We start from the raw sequence: 14373 nt of genomic DNA, 5'->3' as shown, positions 1-14373 counted from the left end.
GGCTCGCATGTGTCCCCGCTCATCGAGGTCAGCCCTCAGCGGAGCCGCTGGCCGAGATAGGCCACCAATGCGTCAAGGCTGTCGAGTTGCCGGTAATCCGTTTCCGGAATGCTCACCCCGGTGGCCTGATGCAGCATGCCGAGGAACCGCAGCCAATCCATCGAGTCCAGGTCCACGCCTTCGCGCAGGGAGCGATCAGCGCGCAGTAACTGCGGTTCGATCTCGGGCGCAACCGTCTTCAGCGCGTCCAGCACCTGCCGGCGAATTTCCTCGTCATTCATCATTCGTTCCCCCTAGCAGCTCGGGTGTCTGCAACAGTTGCTCGATCTCAGCGAGGAAGCGGGCACCAGCGTGCCCGTCACTGGCCCGATGGTCAGCCGCCAGACTCGCCACGACGGTGGGTCTGACACAAAGCTTGCCGTCCTCGACCCAGGGCCGCTCCGAAATGCGGCCGAAACCGACCAATGCCACCTGCGGTGGATAGATCACGCCGAACACGGACTCCGCGCCCTGATCACCCATCTGGGTCACCGTCAGGCCCGCCTCCGCCAACTCCGAACTGCGCAAAGAGCCATTGCGCGCCCGCGCCACCAGGTCGCCGAGTTCGAACATCACCTGCGCCAGGCCCTTTTCCGCCACGTTCTGCAGCACCGGAGCGACCAGCCCGCCCTGGCGTAGCGCAATGGCAACGCCCAGGTGGGTACCCGCGGTGGGCTGGAACGCCCCGTTCTTCCAGCAGCCGTTGAACTGCGGGTGCCGGCGCAATGCCAGGGCGACCGCCTTGAGCAGCATGGCTGCCGGCAGCAGGCGCTCCTGGGGCGGTTTCGCGGCGTTGTAGGTACTCAACCACGCCAGGCAGGCTGCGAGGGAAATGGTCTCCGACAGGTAGTAGTGCGGAATCTCACGCTTGGATCGGCTCATCAACTCGGCAATTGCCTGGCGCATGGCTGCGGCACGGTCGACGGGCGTGTTGGCGGTGGCGGCCCGCTCCACGTCCTCCAGCGACACGACGCCGTGAGGTCCGCTCCCCGACAAGCTGTCCGGGTCGATGCCAAGCTCACCGGCGCGCCGACGTGCGGCCGGCGACACCTTGTGCCGGGTCGGTGCCGGGTGCTGGTTGGTCTCAGGAGCGGCGACTTCCGGTTCCGGCCTGCGCGGGGCGGTTTCGGCGGATTCGCCCGCCTCCAGCAGTGTCGCGATCAAGGTGCCGACCGGTACCTTGCCGCCGGGCTCGAGGAGCAGCTGGAATACCTCACCGTCGTGCCAGCACTCCACATCCACCGCCGCCTTGGCCGTGTCGACGACGGCGACCACCTGGCCCCGCCGAACCTTGTCGCCAGGCTTGACCCGCCACTCGAGCAACGTCCCCTGGTCCATGTCCGCGCCCAACGACGGCAGTTTGAACTCGATCATCCACACCTCATTGGCCCGATGCGGGCCGCAAAGCGATCAACCACAGATGCCATGCGCCGCGGCGACGATAGCCGCTACCTGGGGCAGCGCGGCGTCCTCCAGGTGCTTGGCGTAGGGAATGGGTACTTCGGCGCTGCATACCCGCACCGGCGCCGCATCCAGCTCGAAGAAGCCCTGCTCGACGATCCGCGCGATGATCTCGGCAGAGAGGCTCCCGCTACGCCAGCCTTCGTCCACCACCAGCACGCGGCGCGTCTTGCGCACCGAGGCCAGAAGCGTCGCGTCGTCCAGAGGGCGAAGCACACGCAGATCGATCACTTCGGCGTCGATCCCTTCGCCCATCAACTGCTCGGCCGCCGCCAGCGCCTTGTGCAGGGTTCCGCCGTAGCTGATCAGCGTCAGGTCCCGCCCGGCCCGGCGCACCTTTGCCGAACGAATATCCACGGGTTCGTCGGGATTCAATTCACCTTCCAGGTTGTACAACTGGGCATGTTCGAATATCAGGACCGGGTCCGGGTCCTGCAACGCCGGCCAGAGCATGCCGCGAGCATCCTCGAGGGTCGCCGGGGCGAGTATCTTCAGGCCCGGGATGTGCGCGTACCAGCCTTCCAGGCTATGGGAGTGCTGCGCCGCCAACTGGCGACCGGCGCCGGTCGCCATGCGCAGCACCAGCGGCACCGAAAATTGCCCGCCGGACATATGCCGCAGGGTCGCGGCTGTATTCATCAAGGGGTCCAGCGCCAACAGGCTGAAGTTGACGGTCATTACCTCCACGATCGGCCGCATGCCACCCAGCGCTGCGCCGATTCCAGCGCCGACGAAGGTCAGCTCCGACAGGGGCGTATCACGGATTCGCTCCGCGCCGAACTCCTCCAGCAAGCCCTTGGTCACTGCGTAGGTACCGCCGTAGCGGCCCACGTCCTCGCCCATCAGGAACACCCTGGAGTCGCGCTGCAGGGCATCGCGCAGGGCCTCGCGTATCGCCGCGCGGTAGGTGGTTGGCTGGCTCATGGCGCCGCCTCAGGGGTGTACACATCACGCATCAGCTCGGTGGCAGGCTCAAGGCTTCCCGCCTCTGCAAAGGCCACGGCTGCCTCCACTTCCTGGTCGACCGTGCCGGCAAGCGCGAGAAAACCGGCCTCATCGAGCATGCCCTGCGCTTTCAGCCGGGCGCTGAAGGTATGGATCGGCCCCCGTGCTTTCCACTGCTCCACCTCGGCCTTGTCGCGATAGAGCTCGGGGTCGAACATCGAGTGCGGCCGAAACCGGTACGTCTGGAACTCCAGGAAGTACGGCCCGCCACCCGAGCGAATAGCCGCAACGGCTTCGCAGGTGGCCTGGTGCACGGCGACCACATCCATGCCATCCACGGCCCTGGCCGCAACCTTGAATGCCGCCGCCTTGGCGCAGAGGTCCAGCTGGGATTGCGAGCGCGCCAGCGCTGTGCCCATTGCGTACAGGTTGTTCTCACAGCAGAAAAGCACGGGCAACTGCCAAAGTGCGGCCAGGTTCATCGACTCGGCGAATGCCCCCTCGGCCATGGCGCCCTCGCCAAAGAAGCAGGCGCTGACACGGCCGCCGCCCTGCATCCGCTCCGCCAGCGCCAAACCCACCGTCAGCGGCAAGCCCCCGGCGACGATGGCGTTGCCCCCAAAGAAACGCGCGCCCGCATCGAACAGGTGCATGGAACCGCCACGCCCCCGTGAGCAGCCTTCCTGCTTGCCGAACATCTCGGCCATGATCGCCCCCATGGGCACCCCCTTGAGCAAGGCATGGCCATGCTCGCGGTAGGTCGCAACCACCGCGTCGTCGCTGCCCAGGGCATGCAATGCGCCAACCGCTACCGCTTCTTCCCCGATGTACAGGTGCAGGAAACCCCGAATACTGCCCTCCCCGTACAGCTCGGCTGCGCGCTCTTCCAGGCGGCGGATGCGCAGCATGTCGCGCAGCAGGCACAAGGCGAAATCAGCCGGGTAAGGCACCGGGGGCACGTTCATGACGGATTCTCCAAGGTCGAGAGATCGCCTTCCGGCAGGCCGAGTTCACGGGCCTTGAGCAGCCGCCGCATGAGTTTTCCGCTGCGCGTGTGCGGCAGGCTCGCAACGAACTCCAGCTCTTTGGGAGCCACCGCAGCCCCGAGGCGTTTGCGCGCGTGCCCCAGCAGTTCGTCATGCAGGACCGGGCTGGCGATATACCCGCCCTTGAGCGAGACGAAGGCCTTGACCGTCTCCCCCACCAGCGGGTCGGGCTTGCCGATCACCGCGGCCTCCGCCACGGCCGGCAGTTCCATCAGCACACTTTCCACTTCGAAGGGGCCGATCAGGTGCCCGGCGGACTTGATCACATCGTCATTTCGACCCACGAACCAGTAGTAGCCGTCGCGGTCCCGCCGGGCCAGGTCGCCGCTGAGGTACCACTCCCCGGCGAAGCAGCGCCGGTAGCGCTCTTCCTGGCCCAGATAGGCCCGGAACAGAGCCGGCCAGGGCTTCTTCAACGCCAGTTCGCCGACCTGATCATCACCCTGGAGCGTCAGTTGACCGTTCTCAATGGAAACGATCGCCGCCTCTACCCCCGGCAGCGGTTTCCCCATGGAGCCAGGCTTGATGGCCATGCCGGCGGTATTGGCCACCATGATTCCGCCGGTTTCGGTCTGCCACCAGTTGTCATGGATGGGTTGGCCGAGCGCTTCAAGCCCCCACCAGACGGCCTCGGCATTCAAGGGCTCGCCGACGCTGGCAACGAAGCGCAGCGCCGGAAAGCGGTGGGCAGCGGCCAGCGCGGTGCCGGCCTTCATCAACATGCGGATGGCCGTGGGGGCGGTGTACCAGACGCTGACACGCTGCCGTTCGAGTATCTGGTACCAGCGCTCGGCATCGAACTCGGCGCAATCGACGATGCTGGTCACACCGAGCATCAAAGGCGCGAGGATGCCGTAGGAGGTGCCCGTGACCCAGCCGGGGTCGGCGCTGCACCAGTAGATGTCGTCGGGGTGCAGGTCCAGCGCGTACTTGCCGGTGACATAGTGCGTCACAGCGGCGCCGTGAACGTGCAGCGCGCCCTTGGGCGTACCGGTGGTGCCGCTGGTGAAATGCAGCAAGGACGGACTGTCAGCCGTGGTGGCAGCCATGGTGAAGCTGTCGTCGGCCTCGGCCAGCAGGGCGTGAAGGTCCAGCGTGCCTTCGGGCATCGGCTCGCCCTCAGGGACGCCGAACAGCAACACATGCCTGAGCGACGGCAAACCACTGCGAATGCCAGCCACCTTGCGCCGGTACAACGCCTCGCTGGTCACCAGGATGCTGCCGTCGCCCAGGCGCATGCGGGTCGCGATGGGTTCCGGCCCGAACGCTGAGAACAGCGGCGAAACCACACAGCCCTGTTTCAAGCCGCCCAGCACCCCCAGGTACAGTTCGAGGCTGCGCTCGCAAAGCACGAACAGGCGCTCGCCTGCGCTAACGCCAAGGCCCCGCAACAGGTGCGCGAAGCGGTTGGTCTGCAAGCTCAGGTCTCGGTAACTGATGTCGCTTGCCTGGCCTGCCCGGTCCAGCAAACGCAACGCCACTCGGTCCGGCTGCGGACCGCGGGCATGCCGGTCGACCGCCTCGAACGTCAGGTTGAGTCCGCCATCGGGCAGGCCGGCCAGGGCGCTCGCCTCATTGTTCCAGGAGAACGCCGCCCGCGCCTGCACGCTGTCCTGCCAGTTCGGGGTTACCCGAAGCTCGTTCGTGACCTTTTCGATAATGCCTGGACGCATGGCACCCTGCCCCTTCAAGAATGCTGCCGTTGGAACCTGTCGGAGGTGGGCGCTACCGGTTGGCTAGGCGCTCGCACGCGTTGCTTCGCCCAGATGTGCCTCGAACCAGTCGCCCGCCAGGCGGGCGACTTCCTGCAGCGTGCCAGCCTCCTCGAACAGGTGCGAAGCGCCTGCAACCACCTCCAGTTGCTGCTCGCAGGACAGGGCTCGGCACACTTTTCGATTCAGTCCCAACACGTGAAGATCATGGTCCCCTACGATCTGCAGGGTAGGCGCGCGAACACGGCCAAGCGCCTCTTCGGCCAGATCGGTGCGGCCGCCGCGACTGACGATCGCCTGCACATTCGCCGGCCGCTCAACCGCAGCCGACAAGGCTGCAGCCGCGCCGGTACTGGCACCGAACAGGCCGACCGCCAGCCGGCGCAACTCCGGTTGCACCGACAGCCAGTCGAGGACACCCACAAGCCGGCCAGTCAGCAGCGGGATGTCGAACCGCAGCTCACAGGTCACCCGGTCGCGGCGCTGTTCCCGCTCGGTAAGCAGATCGAACAACAGCGTGGCGAAGCCCCGCTCGCTCAAGTACTGGGCAACCTGCTGGTTTCGTGGGCTCAAGCGACTGCTTCCGCTGCCATGCACGAACACCACCAGGCCCGTGGCGGCGGGCGGCAACAACAGGTCACCGGACAACTGCACATCCGCCAATTCAATGTACTGGGGTCGACGCTGAAGCATGGAGCACCTCCGGGCATTCAGCCCTGTCGTTGCTGCTCGAGGCGCCAGGCTCGCTGCAGCAGGTCGATCACCGTCTGGTCCATGACCTGGCAGAAGTCCACATACCAGCGGCCGATCGCCGTGAACCACTCGGGCTGGAAGGGACAGATCACCTCGTCGGCCTCCTCCTGCAACTCGGCTACCGTGTCATCCGGTCCCACCGGTACGGCCACCACTATCCGTGCAGCGCCCTGTTGCCGGGCCGCGCGTACCGCAGCCAGCATGGTGGCGCCGGTCGCCAGGCCGTCATCCACCAGGATCACCACGCGCTCACGCAGGTCAGGCGCGGGGCGCATACCGCGATAGGCCTGCTCACGGCGCTGCAGTTCCAGAGACTCACGCGCCACTTCCGCATCCAGCGTGGCGTCGTCGATGCCGTGCATGCTCACTACGTCGCGATTGACCACCCGCACGCCACCGCTGGCGATAGCGCCCATGGCCAACTCCCGATGCGCCGGAACACCCAGCTTGCGTACGAGCATCAGGTCCAGGGGCAGCTCCAGCGCCGTGGCAACCTCGTAGGCCACGGGGACGCCACCGCGCGGCAAGGCCAGCACAATGGCGTCTGACCTGCATCGGTAATCCGACAGCAGCGGCACGAGCGCCTGGCCCGCAGCCACTCGATCACGGATGGGGATTTGTATCGAACCGGAACACAACATCAGTCAAGCCTCCAACCTGGTTAACGACGCGCCCGGCAGTGCATGGGCGAGCGCCCCTCGCAACACCGTCTGGTTCGGCCAGCCTCACCTTTCGACAGGCGGCCTGATGGCGAAGATGCTGCTGGCGACCTGGTAAAGAGCGTGCTCGGTCGTGCTGCCCAGTACCTTTTCCAGCCCCTTGTGGGTCAGGGTTCCCATCACCACCACATCCATGCCGGCTTGCCGCGTGAAGTCGGCAATGACCCGCAGCGGTGTACCCAGCACCAGGTGCCGGCGGTCGTTCGGAACGCCGAAGCGATCGGCCAGCGCGTCGAAGCTGGCGCGCCGCTGCCTGTTCAACTCGCGCTCACGCGCCGAAGGCCACTCCAGCGTGTCGGTGCCGTATACCGGGTAGCCGGATGAATGCTCGTAGGCATGCAACAGGTGCAACTCGGCATTGCATTGCAGGGCCAGGTCGCGGGCTGCCGCGAGAATTCGTTCATCGAGGGGGTCCATCTCGCCAGCTGGCGTGGAAAGGTCTACCGCGGCAGCCACTTTCCACGGCAGCGGGTGTTCCGCGAACGACACCAGGTGCAACGGCACCGGGCACTCACGCAACAACTGCCAGTCCAGCGGCGTCATGAAGGCCCGCTGGAGCGCTGGCTCGCGAAAGGTGTCCTTGATCACCAGGTCCGCAGGCAGTTCTTCTACATGGCGAAGCAGCTCATCCAAGGGGTCCTCGGTCCAGAGCACTTCCGTGGTGGCCTGGATACCTCGGGCGCGCAACTGCTCGGCGACCTCTCGCAAGCGCGACTCCTGGCTTTTGATGAACTCGACATGCAGGCGTTCCTGAACCACCCTGTCCATCAGCCATAAAGCGGCATAGGGGCTGCCACAGGTCACGATATGGATCGCGGCACCGCTGGCTTCAGCCAGGGCAGCCGCCCGATTCAGTGCAGAAGATGGACCCGGCCCAGGCGCTAGAATCAGCAGCAAGCGGTGATACACGCTCATGGAATCCTCCAGGGGCTCTGTTGATTGCCGCCCGACGGTTCTTTCGATTCCAGACTCAGCCTGCAAGAACTCGGAGCTGGAGATTGGCACTGCCCTGTATGGGTAAAACATGCTGCCAGCCGAGCCGGCCCGAGTTGATATGCATCAAATTCACCGCGAACTCGCTCGCTGTCGCCGTTGACTGGACGACCGGCAAGGCAAGGGACATCGCGGCGACCAGCACGCGGCCGGCCCCTGGCCGGTAGCCGGATGCACCTCAGGTCAGACCGAACCGCGAACCTCAAGCGAGCGGAAGATTCTTGGTCACGCAATGGATGCCGCCACCGCCGGCGGCAATCGGATCGATGTTCACCTGCACCACCTCTCGGCCCGGATACAGCCTGGCCAACAGGTCCTTGCAGTACTTGTCGGCGGCGGCATCGCCAAACTCCGGGACGATCACGGCGCCGTTGATCGGCAGGTAGTTGATGTATCCCGGCGCGAAATCCGGGTTGTTGCGGGTGTACTGATTGCTGCGCACGCGCAGCGGCGGCGGCAAGGTGTGGACCACCAGCTTGCGCCCATCGGCGTCGGTGGCGGCCAGTTGGTGCCGCTTGCGGAACAGACGGTGCGAGGTCCGAACTGGAGCTGGGAGCATCGCGACAGCGAGGGCGACCCGCTCACCGGCGGTTTCTGCGATTGGCTGGTTGAGGCACTGCGAGCGTAGTTGGCGACAACCTGGTGCGGGTCGCTGGTTTGCAGCAAATTGTTCCATTGGTCAAACAAGGTCGAGATTTCTTGCCCGCTGGTTGCCTTGCGACGCGACCGGTCGTTCAACCTATAAAAAAGCCCGCTTCAGCGGGCTTGGTCGTTGCGGGCAGCGTGCCCCGATTCACGCATCGGGCTTCTTCGTCTGCGCCTTGGTCCATTGCGTCTTCTTGCGGTCGGCGTTCCACCCGGTTGCTCCGGTGGGTATTTCCTTGATCTCGCCGCCCTTTGACAGGAATGCTTGCGTCTGCTCGTCCAGCTGCGATCTCGATCGGCTTGTCGGTGTATCGGACATCGGAGTCACCTTTGAGTGATGAGCCGTCATTGCGAGCGACTCACATGGGACTATACAGGCATACCCATTGCCGCGCCGGGGCAATTGTCCGGCCCTCCAGCGCATTCCAGGAGTCGTCCCCAGGCAGAAAAAACTATTCAACGCCAACAAACCCTGTATTCTCACAGCACTGCCTGCCCAGTCTTGCGGCACCGTCTTGATGTTTTGTCCTTACGATTCTCCATCTCCTCGGCACCCTTCACTTCGCATTCAGTCACGGTCACGCTATTGCCGACCCCGTATTCCTGCACCTTGGAGATTCATCATCATGTCGACCCGCCAAAACGGAACCGTCAAGTGGTTCAACGCCGAAAAGGGCTTTGGCTTCATCAGCCCCGAATCCGGTCCGGACGTGTTCGTACACTTCCGTCAGATTGAAAGCTCTGGCTACAAGAGCCTGGACGAGGGGCAGCGCGTCTCCTTCCTCGTCACCGATGGCCCCAAAGGGCCTCAGGCCGAGCAGGTTCGCCCGCTGTAACGCCGTTTTAAGAAAAAGCCCCGCACATGTTGCGGGGCTTTTTCGTTTGAGCTTGGAAAACCACGTCGTTTGGGCGTGGCCATGAGTCATTGGCGCTGCCTGTGACGATCGAAATGCCTGATTTACAGGATGAAGGCGTGTCTTCAGTAGCCCGGATGAAATCCGGGGAAAGTCCAATCGTCTCTCCCGGATTTCATCCGGGCTACGATCTGCCTGATGTACAGGATGAAGTCGGATTGTCTGTAGCCCGGCTGCCGGGCGCGCCATTTTCTGGCAGCCTGTGGGGCGTCCCCTTGCCCTGGAGTCAGCCGTGCCAAGCCCCAGCCACCATACTCAGGACCTCTGGATCAGCAGCCTCCACGGTAGGCTCTTCGTGCGCATCTGGAGCCCCGACCACCTCAGCCCATCCTTTGACGAAGCGCCCATCGTGCTATTCCACGACTCGCTCGGCTGCGTGGAGCTGTGGCGTGAATTTCCCGCCAAACTGGCGAGCATCACCGGCAGGACCGTAGTGGCATACGACCGGCTGGGCTTCGGCCGCTCGAGCGCACATCCGGGGCAGCTCGCCTACGGCTTCGTTGGTGATGAAGCCGAGCGCGACTTCCCGCTGGTCAAGGACAGCCTCGGTATCCGCGAATTCATCGCCTTCGGCCACAGCGTCGGCGGCGGCATGGCCACTCACTGCGCAAACCTCCACCGGGAGCATTGCCTGGCCTTGATCACCGAGTCGGCGCAGGCCTTTGTCGAAGACCGCACACTGGCGGGCATCCGTGAAGCCAAACAGGGTTTTCAGCAGGATGACCAACTGGATCGTCTGCGCAAGTACCACGGCGACAAGGCCCGCTGGGTGCTGGAGGCCTGGACGGAGACCTGGCTATCGCCCGGCTTCGCCGACTGGAACCTTGAAGCGGAGGTGGGGCGGCTGGACTGTCCTGTACTCGCTATCCATGGCGACCAGGACGAGTTCGGCTCCGAGTTGCATCCTCAGCAGATCGCGCGCCTGACCGACGGCCCGTCGCGGATGCTGCTCATCGAAGACTGCGGCCATGTCCCCCATCGCGAAAAGCCGGAGACAGTGCTCCTGGCGGTGGCTGAACTGCTACGTTGAACCGGCCCTGGGCGCCGTTGGCGTCCGGACACTCGGCTGACTATGATCGGAAGCCATGACACCCACTCTCCCTACCCGCCAACCCTGCCCTCCCGGCGCCTGCAATTGCGGGCGTGAGGAGTTGCTGGAGGTACCCGGTGCCGACGTCCGCATCCTGCTGCTGACCCGTCAGGAGGAAAAGCGCCTGCTGGAGCGGCTTGAGAACATCCGCAGCCTGGAAGACCTGGAGCATATGCAGCGGCGCATTTACGAACAGCTCGGCGTGCGCCTGCATATCACCCCCGGCTACAACGAAGTGCGCAGCATGCGCGGCATCGATATCCGCATCGACGAACTGCCCGGTCTTTGCCGCAAGACCCGGCAGTCCATTCCGGCGGCCATCCGCCGCGGACTTGAGCTGCATCCGGAAATCGCCTGGCGGCTGCTCGACGCCCACGACCTGTTGCGCGACGCCTGACGCCCTCGCCGGTCAGTTGACTGAAGCCGTCGGGCACACCGTCAGCTGCCCTCGGCTGGCCTGGCCGATGATTTCCGCGAGCTTTCGCAAGTTGACCTGATGCGCCGCTACCAGTTCGTCCACCGAGTTGCCAGCAGGGGTTTGCAATGTGGTCCGGCAGGCTGTGATGGCACCCGCCCCCGCCGGTTTCAGGCGCCATCTGGCATCCAGCAGCGAAAACTGACCGGGCACGGAATCGAAGCGCTGCACATCCACCCGCAGGGACGCCTGCGCCGAAGCCGCGGGTGTCGAGCCGAGCTGGTCGACCAGGGCATTCTGCAGCTCATCGGCCAGGCTGGCACCCCACCATTCGGTCTCCAGGATCGCCAGGCCGGTATCACCCTGGCGCACGACGATCTGCGAACGATCGACCTGCGGCGGCACCGTCACCTGGTCGACGCGGATGTCCATGGCGACGCCGCTCGCCGATTGCTTGGGAACCAGCGTGTGGTAGCGGATCGGTGCGCTGCTGCAAGCGCCCAGCATCACCAGCAGCCCGGTCAGAAGTACTTTGTGCAGTATCGTCATTCGACTCGACTCCTTGTTCGCGGCGCTCATGGCTGCAGGTTCTGTGCATCGGTGGCTGCCGGACGGCCGCGGATCAGCGATTCGGGGTGCCTGCCCAGATAATCCGACAGGTCCCGCAGCGAGCGGGACATCCGCTCCAGCTGTTCGAGGGTATCGGTCATCTGTTCGCGTTGTGGGGAGTCCTCCGCCAATGCCGAATTGGCCGCTTGCACCGTCTTGCGAATCTCGTCCAGGGTGCCCTGGACGCCGGGCAGGGTCCGGGTGTTGAACTGCTTCAGGCTGCGGTTCAGTTCGCTCAGGTTGCCATCGAGGTTGTTGGCGATACGCTCCAGCGGCAGCGCATTGATCCGGTTGACCATCTGCTGCAGCTGCTCCTGAACTTTCTCCAGACTGCCAGGTACCGTGGGAATCATGTACGGCGTCTGGTTCGGATCGAAGGCAACCTTCTCCGCATCTGGATAGAAGTCCAGCGAGATGTACAGCTGGCCGGTGAGCAGGTTGCCACTGCGCGCCTGGGCACGCAGGCCGTGTTCGATAAAGCTGCCGAGCAACAGGCCGCTGGCCTTTTCATCGTCGGGAGAGTGTTTGAGGGCCTCCAGCATCTTGTTGTGGGCCGGGCCTATGCGTTGGGGGTAAATGATCGCATCGACGATCACCGGGAACGTCCGCTTCACGGGGTCGAAGTCCAGGTGAACGGCGGTGACCTTGCCAAAATTCACGCCCATGAACTCCACGGGCGCATCAACGGCCAGGCCACGCAGCGCCTGGTCGAATCGGAGGCGCAGGCGGCGTGCAATGCCATCGGGTGGCGCCAGGGCGGTTTCTTCATCGGCGAACAGCACGAAATCGGTTTTCTCCGCCGCCGGCTTGTCGTCGACGATATGTTCGGGGGTGCGAAACGCCAGGCCACCAATCAGTATTGAAGACAGTGACTCGGTGTTGACCTTCACGCCCTTGGAGTCCAGGGCGACATCAATGCCACTTGCGTTCCAGAAGCGTGTGTTGTCGGTGACGAACACGTCGTTGGGGGCCTCGATGAATATGCCGATGTCGACGCCTGTCCCCTTGGCGTCCAGCGCATAGGAAACCACCTCACCCACCGGTATCTTGCGGTAGTAGATCGGCGAGCCGATATCCAGCGAGCCCAGGTCTTCGGCGTGCAGGGTGAAGATCTTGCCCTTCTCGCCGTACGTGATTGCCGGGGGCGATTCGAGTCCGGTGAAGCGCTTTGCACGCTTTGTCGATTGCCCGCCATCGGCGCCAATGAAATTGCCTGACAGCAAGGTGTCGGTACCGGTGACGCCGCCGGCACCGATGCGCGGGCGCACCACCCAGAACACCGAGTCTTCGCTGGCGAACGACTCCGCCTCGCGGAACAGTTCCACGGTGGTGTTGACGCTCTTCTTGTCCGGGGCCAGCTCGACCGCGGTGACCTCGCCAATCACCACGTTGCGGTACTTCACCAACGTCTTGTGCGCGGCCAGGCCTTCACCGGTCTTGAAACTGATGGTGATGGTCGGGCCTTGCTCCATCCAACTGCGCACCACCAACGACGCGCCCACCAGCAACGCGACAATGGGCACTATCCAGACCAGCGACACGTTCCAGCGCCGTGTCCGGATCTCCGCCTGCCCAGGCGCTGAACCGCCTTCAGTGTGTTGCTGCATGGGTTGCATCCCCCGTGGATGATTCGCCGTCCCAGATCAGGCGTGGATCGAAACTCATGGCCGAGAGCATGGTGAACACCACCACCACGCCGAAGAATAGGATGCCGGGGCGCGGTTCGATGGTGCCCAGCTCCTGCATCTGTACCAGCGCTGCGACCAGGGCCACGACCAGCACGTCGAGCATCGACCAGTAGCCGATCAACTCGACGAAGCGATAGAGCTGCGCGCGCTGGCGCCGCGCCCAGTCGCTGTGCCTCTGCGCAGTGACCAGCAACAGCAGCAAGGCCCCGAACTTGATGGCTGGCACACCGATGCTGGCAATGAAGATGATCAGTGCGATATCCCAGGCGCCGCTTTCCCAGAACTCGAGGACGCCGCCCACGATGGTGCTGTCGAGGCCACTGCCGAACATGCTGGTGTTCATCACTGGCAGCAGGTTGGCGGGTATGTAGAACACCAGGGCAGCCAGCAGGTAGGCCCAAGTGCGCGTGATGGAGTCGGTCTTGCGTGCATGCAAAGGCGCGCCGCAGCGGCTGCAGTGGTGCCGATGGCTGCCCATGTCGCAGGCCAGTCCGCAGCCGTGGCACAGGCACAGGTTCATCTCGCTTGCCAGCGGCGGGTTCACAGGCACTCCCAGAGGTCGCGAACGTCGCGGCCAGCGATGTAGATGATCAACACACTCAGTGCGGCGAGCGAGACCAGGCCGATTCCCGGAATCACATCCAGCATCCCGGCCAGCTTGATGACCGCCACCATGGCGCCCAGCAGGCAGACCTCCAGCATGCTCCAGGGTCGCAGTGCCTCCAGGCTGCGCATGCAGACGGAAAACCCCGGCGCACGCTGGGCCGCGACGGCGAAGCCGAACACCCAGATCAACAGGCCGACCTGCAGCACCGGGGCGAAGATGATCGCCAGCGCGGCGACCAGCGCGATGAAGGTGATGGGGCCGTTACTGAGGATCAGCACTGAGTCCCAGAGCGTCGCCGAATTGCTGAGCCCCTGCAGGCTGATGCTCATGACCGGGTAGACGTTGGCGAACACCAGCAGGATCGCCGCCGTGATACTCAACGCCAGGCGCTGCTGCACCGAAAGCCCCCCGTGCCGCTGAATCAACCCGCCGCAACGCACGCACAAGGCGCGTTGGTGCTTGCTCAATGCGGCCTTCCGGTACACCGCATCGCAGTACTCGCAAATGATCAGTCCGTTGCTATTTGCCATTTGGGCGCCCCCCGACGCAGACATGGAGACACCCCGCACGGCGGTTGTCCCCATCAGAGCCCGCCTAGAGCAGACCACTTAGCACAAAGCCTAGCCAATGAATGCGAAAAGCAAGGCTGAATCTGCCGCAAACAGCTTTCGATGCCGGCAAGTTGCCCGCGCCCTGCGTGGGCCCCGACTAAGCTTCACTCCACACGCACCAGTCAC

Annotated in this window: 16 protein-coding genes and 1 pseudogene; 3 read left to right on the top strand and 14 right to left on the bottom strand. The window is 64.4% G+C overall.

The features are described from left to right. Positions 1-35: 35 nt before the first annotated feature. The 10 genes and pseudogenes from G559_RS0116905 to G559_RS30700 form a co-directional block, all read right to left on the bottom strand. Positions 36-281 (bottom strand): acyl carrier protein, encoded by a 246-nt coding sequence (locus G559_RS0116905; protein WP_028629364.1) that lies wholly within the window; start codon positions 279-281, stop codon positions 36-38. Further along, positions 274-1413 (bottom strand): dihydrolipoamide acetyltransferase family protein, encoded by a 1140-nt coding sequence (locus G559_RS0116900; RefSeq protein ID WP_028629363.1) that lies wholly within the window; start codon positions 1411-1413, stop codon positions 274-276. Before G559_RS0116900 ends, G559_RS0116905 begins: the two co-directional genes overlap by 8 nt. Before the next feature lie 36 nt (positions 1414-1449). Continuing rightward, a complete protein-coding gene (locus G559_RS0116895) occupies positions 1450-2424 on the bottom strand; it encodes an alpha-ketoacid dehydrogenase subunit beta (protein ID WP_028629362.1) in 975 nt (324 codons plus the stop codon). Beyond that, entirely contained in the window at positions 2421-3410 is a 990-nt protein-coding gene (gene pdhA / locus G559_RS0116890; RefSeq protein ID WP_028629361.1) for a pyruvate dehydrogenase (acetyl-transferring) E1 component subunit alpha, read from the bottom strand. Before pdhA ends, G559_RS0116895 begins: the two co-directional genes overlap by 4 nt. Beyond that, a complete protein-coding gene (gene acsA, locus G559_RS0116885) occupies positions 3407-5164 on the bottom strand; it encodes an acetate--CoA ligase (RefSeq protein WP_028629360.1) in 1758 nt (585 codons plus the stop codon). Before acsA ends, pdhA begins: the two co-directional genes overlap by 4 nt. A gap of 63 nt (positions 5165-5227) precedes the next feature. Continuing rightward, the gene (locus G559_RS0116880) at positions 5228-5896 is read right to left on the bottom strand and encodes a dienelactone hydrolase family protein (RefSeq protein WP_028629359.1); all 669 of its coding nucleotides are present in this window, start codon (positions 5894-5896) and stop codon (positions 5228-5230) included. 17 nt (positions 5897-5913) lie between these two features. After that, positions 5914-6597 carry a phosphoribosyltransferase gene (locus G559_RS0116875; RefSeq protein ID WP_028629358.1) on the bottom strand — a complete coding sequence of 228 codons (684 nt, stop codon included), beginning with the start codon at positions 6595-6597 and terminating at the stop codon, positions 5914-5916. A gap of 84 nt (positions 6598-6681) precedes the next feature. Further along, positions 6682-7590: a universal stress protein gene (locus tag G559_RS0116870; RefSeq protein ID WP_028629357.1), complete on the bottom strand. Its 909-nt coding sequence runs from the start codon at positions 7588-7590 to the stop codon at positions 6682-6684. 280 nt (positions 7591-7870) lie between these two features. Further along, a pseudogene (locus G559_RS0116865) lies at positions 7871-8167 on the bottom strand (agmatine deiminase family protein); the annotation flags it as partial. A gap of 294 nt (positions 8168-8461) precedes the next feature. Continuing rightward, positions 8462-8632 (bottom strand): hypothetical protein, encoded by a 171-nt coding sequence (locus tag G559_RS30700; RefSeq protein ID WP_169338775.1) that lies wholly within the window; start codon positions 8630-8632, stop codon positions 8462-8464. A gap of 307 nt (positions 8633-8939) precedes the next feature. Here G559_RS30700 and G559_RS0116855 point away from each other — a divergent pair, with 307 nt between their 5' ends. From G559_RS0116855 to G559_RS0116845, 3 genes are all read left to right on the top strand, one after another. Continuing rightward, entirely contained in the window at positions 8940-9149 is a 210-nt protein-coding gene (locus G559_RS0116855; RefSeq protein ID WP_028629355.1) for a cold-shock protein, read from the top strand. Positions 9150-9459: 310 nt separating this feature from the next. Further along, positions 9460-10257: an alpha/beta fold hydrolase gene (locus G559_RS0116850; protein WP_028629354.1), complete on the top strand. Its 798-nt coding sequence runs from the start codon at positions 9460-9462 to the stop codon at positions 10255-10257. Positions 10258-10312: 55 nt separating this feature from the next. Continuing rightward, positions 10313-10714, top strand: a complete 402-nt coding sequence (locus G559_RS0116845; RefSeq protein WP_028629353.1) for a hypothetical protein — start codon at positions 10313-10315, stop codon at positions 10712-10714. Positions 10715-10726: 12 nt separating this feature from the next. Here G559_RS0116845 and G559_RS0116840 read toward each other — a convergent pair whose 3' ends face one another. Genes G559_RS0116840 through G559_RS0116825 form a run of 4 tightly spaced genes read right to left on the bottom strand, consistent with a single transcriptional unit; the run spans position 10727 to position 14166 of the window. Next, positions 10727-11281: a PqiC family protein gene (locus G559_RS0116840; RefSeq protein WP_028629352.1), complete on the bottom strand. Its 555-nt coding sequence runs from the start codon at positions 11279-11281 to the stop codon at positions 10727-10729. A 26-nt stretch (positions 11282-11307) separates the two neighbouring features. Then, the gene (locus tag G559_RS0116835; protein WP_028629351.1) at positions 11308-12948 is read right to left on the bottom strand and encodes a PqiB family protein; all 1641 of its coding nucleotides are present in this window, start codon (positions 12946-12948) and stop codon (positions 11308-11310) included. Beyond that, positions 12932-13549, bottom strand: coding sequence for a paraquat-inducible protein A (locus G559_RS29050; RefSeq protein WP_371926446.1), 618 nt, complete (start codon positions 13547-13549; stop codon positions 12932-12934). The genes G559_RS0116835 and G559_RS29050 overlap by 17 nt, the downstream gene beginning before the upstream one ends. A 20-nt stretch (positions 13550-13569) precedes the next feature. Continuing rightward, entirely contained in the window at positions 13570-14166 is a 597-nt protein-coding gene (locus G559_RS0116825) for a paraquat-inducible protein A (RefSeq protein WP_028629350.1), read from the bottom strand. Positions 14167-14373 lie beyond the last annotated feature (207 nt).

The sequence above is a fragment of the Metapseudomonas resinovorans DSM 21078 genome, from assembly GCF_000423545.1.
Classification (GTDB): Bacteria; Pseudomonadota; Gammaproteobacteria; order Pseudomonadales; family Pseudomonadaceae; genus Metapseudomonas; species Metapseudomonas resinovorans.
This window is presented reverse-complemented; position numbering and strand designations above follow the sequence as displayed.

Coding starts and splice junctions, on each gene's coding strand:
- G559_RS0116905 (WP_028629364.1), bottom strand. CDS start 281: ATGAATGACGAGGAAATTCGCCGGCAGGTGCTGGACGCGCTGAAGACG.
- G559_RS0116900 (WP_028629363.1), bottom strand. CDS start 1,413: ATGATCGAGTTCAAACTGCCGTCGTTGGGCGCGGACATGGACCAGGGG.
- G559_RS0116895 (WP_028629362.1), bottom strand. CDS start 2,424: ATGAGCCAGCCAACCACCTACCGCGCGGCGATACGCGAGGCCCTGCGC.
- pdhA (WP_028629361.1), bottom strand. CDS start 3,410: ATGAACGTGCCCCCGGTGCCTTACCCGGCTGATTTCGCCTTGTGCCTG.
- acsA (WP_028629360.1), bottom strand. CDS start 5,164: ATGCGTCCAGGCATTATCGAAAAGGTCACGAACGAGCTTCGGGTAACC.
- G559_RS0116880 (WP_028629359.1), bottom strand. CDS start 5,896: ATGCTTCAGCGTCGACCCCAGTACATTGAATTGGCGGATGTGCAGTTG.
- G559_RS0116875 (WP_028629358.1), bottom strand. CDS start 6,597: ATGTTGTGTTCCGGTTCGATACAAATCCCCATCCGTGATCGAGTGGCT.
- G559_RS0116870 (WP_028629357.1), bottom strand. CDS start 7,590: ATGAGCGTGTATCACCGCTTGCTGCTGATTCTAGCGCCTGGGCCGGGT.
- G559_RS30700 (WP_169338775.1), bottom strand. CDS start 8,632: ATGTCCGATACACCGACAAGCCGATCGAGATCGCAGCTGGACGAGCAG.
- G559_RS0116855 (WP_028629355.1), top strand. CDS start 8,940: ATGTCGACCCGCCAAAACGGAACCGTCAAGTGGTTCAACGCCGAAAAG.
- G559_RS0116845 (WP_028629353.1), top strand. CDS start 10,313: ATGACACCCACTCTCCCTACCCGCCAACCCTGCCCTCCCGGCGCCTGC.
- G559_RS0116840 (WP_028629352.1), bottom strand. CDS start 11,281: ATGACGATACTGCACAAAGTACTTCTGACCGGGCTGCTGGTGATGCTG.
- G559_RS0116835 (WP_028629351.1), bottom strand. CDS start 12,948: ATGCAGCAACACACTGAAGGCGGTTCAGCGCCTGGGCAGGCGGAGATC.
- G559_RS29050 (WP_371926446.1), bottom strand. CDS start 13,549: ATGAACCTGTGCCTGTGCCACGGCTGCGGACTGGCCTGCGACATGGGC.
- G559_RS0116825 (WP_028629350.1), bottom strand. CDS start 14,166: ATGGCAAATAGCAACGGACTGATCATTTGCGAGTACTGCGATGCGGTG.